The sequence below is a fragment of the Devosia sp. genome (assembly GCF_039927955.1).
Lineage (GTDB): Bacteria > Pseudomonadota > Alphaproteobacteria > Rhizobiales > Devosiaceae > Devosia.
In genome coordinates, this window is sequence record NZ_JBDSUA010000016.1 from 26,501 (window position 1) to 32,571 (window position 6,071).

Annotated in this window: 5 protein-coding genes; 4 read left to right on the top strand and 1 reads right to left on the bottom strand. The window is 61.2% G+C overall.

Annotation, left to right across the window (positions count from 1 at the left end; all coding sequences use genetic code 11):
• Window positions 1–4 precede the first annotated feature (4 nt).
• From ABIT12_RS05530 to glyS, 4 genes are all read left to right on the top strand, one after another.
• Entirely contained in the window at window positions 5–310 is a 306-nt protein-coding gene (locus ABIT12_RS05530) for a helix-hairpin-helix domain-containing protein (RefSeq protein WP_348043618.1), read from the top strand.
• 103 nt (window positions 311–413) lie between these two features.
• Window positions 414–971 carry a LemA family protein gene (locus tag ABIT12_RS05535; protein WP_348043620.1) on the top strand — a complete coding sequence of 186 codons (558 nt, stop codon included), beginning with the start codon at window positions 414–416 and terminating at the stop codon, window positions 969–971.
• Between the two features lie 5 nt (window positions 972–976).
• A complete protein-coding gene (locus ABIT12_RS05540) occupies window positions 977–2,878 on the top strand; it encodes a DUF2207 domain-containing protein (protein WP_348043622.1) in 1,902 nt (633 codons plus the stop codon).
• 291 nt (window positions 2,879–3,169) lie between these two features.
• Window positions 3,170–5,263: a glycine--tRNA ligase subunit beta gene (gene glyS / locus ABIT12_RS05545; RefSeq protein ID WP_348043624.1), complete on the top strand. Its 2,094-nt coding sequence runs from the start codon at window positions 3,170–3,172 to the stop codon at window positions 5,261–5,263.
• A 146-nt stretch (window positions 5,264–5,409) separates the two neighbouring features.
• Here the strand turns inward: glyS and ABIT12_RS05550 are convergent, their stop codons facing one another.
• On the bottom strand, window positions 5,410–5,748 hold the full coding sequence (locus ABIT12_RS05550; RefSeq protein WP_348043626.1) for a hypothetical protein: 339 nt from the start codon (window positions 5,746–5,748) through the stop codon (window positions 5,410–5,412).
• Window positions 5,749–6,071 lie beyond the last annotated feature (323 nt).

Consider the following 6,071-nt stretch of genomic DNA (forward strand, 5'->3'; position numbering starts at 1 on the left):
TGCCATGGCAACCAAAGCCAAGGCGGCGCGCGAGGGCCTGGCTGGCTTGCGCAATATCGGCCCCGCCATGCTGCTGGATTTCAAGCTGCTTGGAATTACCAGCGTTGCCGATCTCGCCAAGGAGGACGCCGATGCGCTCTATCTGCGGCTTTGTGCGCTAACGCAGGCCCGCCATGATCCTTGTGTGCACGATACCTTTGCTGCCGCCATACATCAGGCAAAGACCGGCGAGGCGCTGGCCTGGTGGGATTTCACCCCGATCCGCAAGACACGCCAGCAAAACGGCAGCTTTCCGCCGGTAAATCTCTAGCAGAGCAGAACAAACCGGGTCCGATCCCCGTTGCGATTCGCCATGGCGGGTGCCAATGTCCGCTCGCTCGGCGGCCACGCATTTGCCGCTCATGGAGGGGCACATGACACTCTGGATCATTCTCGGCATTATCGTGGTCGTGGCCGGCTATGCCGTCGTTACCTATAACAACCTGGTCTCGACCCGGCAGATGTCTGCCGAAGGCTGGTCGGGCATCGACGTGCAGCTCAAGCGCCGTACCGACCTGATCCCCAACCTGCTCGAAACCGTTAAGGGCTATATGTCCCACGAGCGTGAAACGCTCGAAGCGGTGACCAATGCCCGCGCTGGCGCCACCAGCGCCGCCAATGGTACCCCCGCCGAACGCGCTGCAGCCGAAGGCCAGCTCTCGGGTGCGCTGGGCCGGCTGATCGCCACCGCCGAGGCCTATCCGGACCTCAAGGCCAATACCACGTTCCTCGAGTTCCAGGCCGCGCTGCAAAAGGTCGAAGACGAAATCCAGCTGGCTCGCCGCTATTACAACGGCTCCGTGCGCAACCTGAACACTGCGGTGGAGAGCTTCCCTTCGAACCTGATCGCCAATGCTTTCAAGTTTGAAAAGGCCCAGTATTTCGAACTGGACAGCCCAGCCGATCGCGCCGTGCCGACCGTCAAGTTCTGATCGACATGCGCGCCGCCATCAGGCTGGTCATTGCTACCTTCTCGATGATGCTGTTGCTGGCGCTGCCAGCAACAGCATCCGAGGAAATCCGCTCGTTTACCTCGAACCTGGTTCTGGCGGCGGATGGCTCGGTCGCCGTCACCGAATCCCTGTCGGTCAATGTCGAAAACATCGAAATCCACCACGGTATCTACCGCGATATCCCGGTGGTGATGATCGACGATCAGGGCAACAAGGTCCGCCCGGACCTCAATGTCATCAGCGTCAAGCGCGACACTGCCGACGAGCCATTTCATACCGAGCGAATGGGCAATTTCATCCGCATCTGGATCGGCGACGGCGATGTGTGGCTCGATAACGGCGTTATCAACTACGAGATCAAGTACACGATGAACCGCATGGGCCGGTTCTTTGCCGACCATGACGAAGTGTACTGGAACGCCACCGGCAATTATTGGAACTTCCCGATCCTTGAATCCGCCGCAACGGTGCAATTGCCGGACGGCGCGGTGATCACCGATATCTCGGGCTATACCGGCGCTGTCGGCTCCAAGGCACAGGACGTGACCATCACCCGGAAAGGCGAAAACAAGGCGCTGATCCGCACCAATGTCGAACTCGCGCCGGGCCAGGGCATGACCTATGCGGTGTCGTTCCAGAAGGGCATTCTGGTCGAGCCATCCTCGCTGACCAAGTTCTGGTATTGGTTCGAGGATCGGCAGGATGCGATTATTCCCGGCATCGGTGCACTAATCACGCTGCTCTATTTCACCTGGGCCTGGGGCGCAGTTGGCCGCGACCCGAAAAAGGGCGTGGTCATTCCACTGTTCCACGCGCCCGACGGGCTATCACCCGGGCTGGCACATTACATCAGCAACTGGGGCTGGAAAAAGAACGGCTGGACCGCCTTTACCGCCTCGATCTTTGACCTCGGCGTCAAAGGTCTGGTGACCATCGACAACACCGGCGACCTGACGGTCAAGCCGACCGGCAAGCGCCCCGACGCGCCGCTGTCCCCCGGCGAAGACAAGGTGTTTGCCTATTTCAATTCCGGCCAGGGGGTGACCGTCAACAAATCCACCGGGCCGACACTGGAGAAAAAGCGCGCCGAGTTCGTTGCCGCCATCGAAGCGGGGAACAACGGCACCTGGTTTCGCGACAATTGGGGCTATACCGGCGTGGGCATCGCCATCGGTGCGGCCATGCTTGGCATCATGGTGCTGGCCGGATATCTGGATATTCCATGGCTGATCGGCGCCGTGGTGGCCGGCGTGATCGTGGTCATTATCAGCAATGTGGGCAAGGCCATGCTGGGCGGCTCGATCTTCAGCCGCGTCATGCTGCTGATCTGGGTCGTGGTTGCCGGCGTCAACTTCCTCGGCGGCGCGGTGACCGCGCTGAGCACGCTGGAGCTGTCCAACGCCGCGATTGCCGCCGCGTCGATCGTGGCCATCATCTTGATGTTCATCCACCTGATGCGCGCGCCAACCGTTGAAGGCCGCAAGAAGATGGACGAGATCGACGGGTTCAAGATGTATATGGACACCGCCGAAAAGAACCGCCTCAACATGGAAAAAGAACCGCCGATGACGGTGAATCGGTTCGAGGCCATCCTGCCCTTTGCCATCGCGCTGGGCGTGGAAAAGGCCTGGTCCGGCCATTTTGAAAAACTGCTGGCGGCCAATGCCGTAGACGGCATGGCGGCCGGCGCGGTCTATGCGCCGTACTGGTATTCGGGCGGTCGGGACTTTTCGACCAATAACATCTCCAGCGCCGTATCCGCTGCCGCCAGTTCGATGAGCGCGGCGATGGTGGCGGCACAGCCGGTGCAGTCCTCCTCGTCCGGCGGCGGCGGCGGTGGCTCGTCCGGCGGTGGTGGCGGGGGCGGCGGCGGGGGCGGGTGGTGACGACACCCTCTTCCCTTCTCCCCTTGAGGGAGAAGGTGCCCGAAGGGCGGATGAGGGGTCTCTTGTTTGCTCAGCACATGTGGCGGCAACCCCTCACCCTGATTTTCTGCTGAACGCGGAAAATCTGTCCTTGCTCGGTTCAAACCGCTCCACTGGAGCGGTTTGTGGCTGCGCCACCACCTCCAAGTCCCTCAAGGGGCGAGGGTGACGACTGGGAGGCCAGCGCACTTCCGATAGACAACAAGCCCTCCCCAAGCTAAGCAAACCGCGCCCTAACTGACTGGTCCTGCCATGCCCGAATTGCTGCTTGAACTGTTTTCCGAGGAAATCCCCGCCCGCTTTCAGCGTCGCGCGGCCGATGATCTGAAAAAAGCCGTGACCAATGCGCTGGTCGATGCGGGTCTGATCTATGAGGGTGCCAAGGCGTTCGTCACGCCGCGCCGCCTGGCGCTGACCGTGACCGGGCTGCCACAGCGCTCGGCCGATACGCGTGAAGAAAAGAAAGGCCCCAAGGTCGGTGCGCCGCAACAGGCCGTCGATGGCTTTCTGCGCGCCGCCGGGCTGACCTCGCTCGATCAGGCCAAGATCGAAAGCGATCCGAAAAAGGGCGACTTTTATGTTGCCCATATCGACAAGCCGGGTGCCGAGGCGGTCGATCTGCTGGCGGCGATCCTGCCCAGGATTTTGACCGATTTTTCTTGGGCCAAATCCATGCGCTGGGGCAATGGCAGTTTTGCCTGGGTGCGCCCGCTGCGTGCCATTACCGCGACCTTCGGCACCGAAAACGACGAACCGGTGGTGATCCCGTTCACGTCCAACGAACTGACCTCGGGCCAGACCACGTTCGGCCATCGGTTCCTTGCGCCTGACGCCATCAGGGTACGGCGGTTCGATGATTACGTGACGGCGCTCGAGCGCGCCAAGGTGGTGTTGGACCTCGACCGTCGCAAGGACATCATCCGCAACGACGCCGAGCAGCTGGCCTTCGCGCAAGGGCTGACGGTGATCGCCGATGAGGGCCTGCTCGAAGAAGTCGCCGGGCTGGTCGAATGGCCGGTGGTGATGATGGGCTCGTTCGATCCGGTGTTCCTCAGCCTGCCCGAGGAAGTGATCATCGCCACCATCCGCGCCAACCAGAAATGCTTCTGCCTGCGCGATGCGGCGGGCAAGCTGGCGCCCAACTTCATCATTACGTCCAACACCATCGCTGCCGACGACGGCAAGATCATCACTGCCGGCAATGAGCGCGTCATCCGCGCGCGCCTCAGTGATGCGGTATTCTTCTACAAGGGCGACCTGGCGCTGCCACTGGAAAACGGCTTGCCCAAGCTCGAAGACATGGTGTTCCACGCCAAGCTCGGCACCCAGTTTGCCCGCGTCGAACGGCTGGTCAAACTGGCCGGCGCAATAGCCCCGCTGGTGGGCGCCGATCCGGAACGCGCCAAGCGCGCCGCCATGCTGGCCAAGGCCGATCTGGTCACCGGCATGGTGGGTGAATTCCCCGAATTGCAGGGGCTGATGGGGCGGTACTACGCCACCGCGCAGGGCGAACCCAAGGACATCGCCGACGCCGTCGAACTGCACTACAAGCCGCTCGGGCCCACCGACAAGGTGCCGACCGATCCGGTCTCGATCGCGGTGGCGCTGGCCGATAAGCTGGATCTGCTTTCTAGCTTCTGGGCGATAAACGAGCGGCCTACAGGTTCCCGAGATCCATTTGCTCTACGCCGCGCCGCGCTTGGCGTCATTAGAATTGCTGCCGAGAACAACTTGGACCTAAACATTCGAAAGGTCATCGTTGATCACAACTGGCAGGTTCCGGGGCAGATTCCTCTGGACTATGATCCGCTTAACGATTTGATGGCGTTCTTAAATGAGCGTCTCAAAGGTCAACTGAGAGAAGCCGGAATCGCTTACGATTTAGTCGATGCGGTCTTTGCTAACGGGTCTCTCGTTACTGGATCACCTATTCCAAGCATCACTGGGCGCGTTGAAGCCCTGTCCTCGCTGCTGTCGTCTGAGGACGGTGTCAACTTGCTGGCCGGGTACAAGCGCGCGGCCAATATTCTGGTGGCCGAGCAGAAAAAGGACGGGCTGACTTACGCTGGGGCAGTGGAACAGGCGGTGTTGACGCTCGCCGAAGAAACCGATCTGGCCTTCGCAGTCGATGCGGTTCATGCCGCTGTTGCCCAGCATGTTGGCCGCGATGACTACAAGGGCGCGATGGCGGAGCTGGGGACGTTGCGCAAGCCGGTGGATGCGTTCTTTACCGCGGTGCTGGTCAATGATGCCGACGCGGCAGTGCGCGCCAATCGCCTGAACCTGCTGGCGCGGCTGCGCGATACCATGCATCTGGTGGCGGATTTCTCGAAGGTTGCGGGGTAACTGAGGACCACCCTCTCCCCTTGTGGGAGAGGGTGCCCGAAGGACGGGTGAGGGGTATCTCTCAGCCATCGCAGACCCCTCATCCGGTGCTGCGCGCCACCTTCTCCCACAAGGGGAGAAGGGTAGGCAGAAGCATCCGTCGCCGCCTACAGCGGCGGCAGGTCACACTGCAGCTTGCCCTTGTCGGTATCGAAAATGAATGTGGCCTCGCCCATGTCGTTGGACGAGAAACTGCCCTTCAAATGAATATTGGCCAAGGGGCCGGTCAGCGCGTTGACGCTGGTGCCGGCGGAAGCCACCTGGCCTTTGCCGCTGGGGATGACGGTGGAGGTGATCTCGTAATCGCCTGCCGCGAACAGCGTCAGCGTGCCAAAATCGGTGCCGGCCGCATCGACGCATTTGTAGATGCCGGGCGGCGGAAATTGCGCCAGCACCGGGCCGGTGAACAGCAGGATGGCACAGATCATGAGGGCAATTTTCTTCATCCGCGAAGTTTCCGCCCGGGGCAGGGCGGAAGCAAATCACGTCGGGTTGAGATGACGGCATAGTGGATGCGGAGGCATACCCCCACCCTGCTCGATGACGGACTTAGCAAGCCAAGTCCTATCTCGCGTCCCTCCCCACAAAGGGGAGGGTGATCCCGACTGCCGGTGCGGTGGAAGCGAAATTTTTCAGTCGACACCCTCCCCCCTTGTGGGAACTGTTTACCTACGATCCTTTTTGGATTCTTGTGCTGTGCAAGTGATTTGCTCAGGAGGATGGGATGGATTGTCCCCGGTGTGGTGGTGCGCATCTGATCAGGCGCGGT

Excerpts from the sequence above, each read along its gene's own strand:
- ABIT12_RS05530 (WP_348043618.1), top strand. The coding sequence starts at position 5 with ATGGCAACCAAAGCCAAGGCGGCGCGCGAGGGCCTGGCTGGCTTGCGC.
- ABIT12_RS05535 (WP_348043620.1), top strand. The coding sequence starts at position 414 with ATGACACTCTGGATCATTCTCGGCATTATCGTGGTCGTGGCCGGCTAT.
- ABIT12_RS05540 (WP_348043622.1), top strand. The coding sequence starts at position 977 with ATGCGCGCCGCCATCAGGCTGGTCATTGCTACCTTCTCGATGATGCTG.
- glyS (WP_348043624.1), top strand. The coding sequence starts at position 3,170 with ATGCCCGAATTGCTGCTTGAACTGTTTTCCGAGGAAATCCCCGCCCGC.
- ABIT12_RS05550 (WP_348043626.1), bottom strand. The coding sequence starts at position 5,748 with ATGAAGAAAATTGCCCTCATGATCTGTGCCATCCTGCTGTTCACCGGC.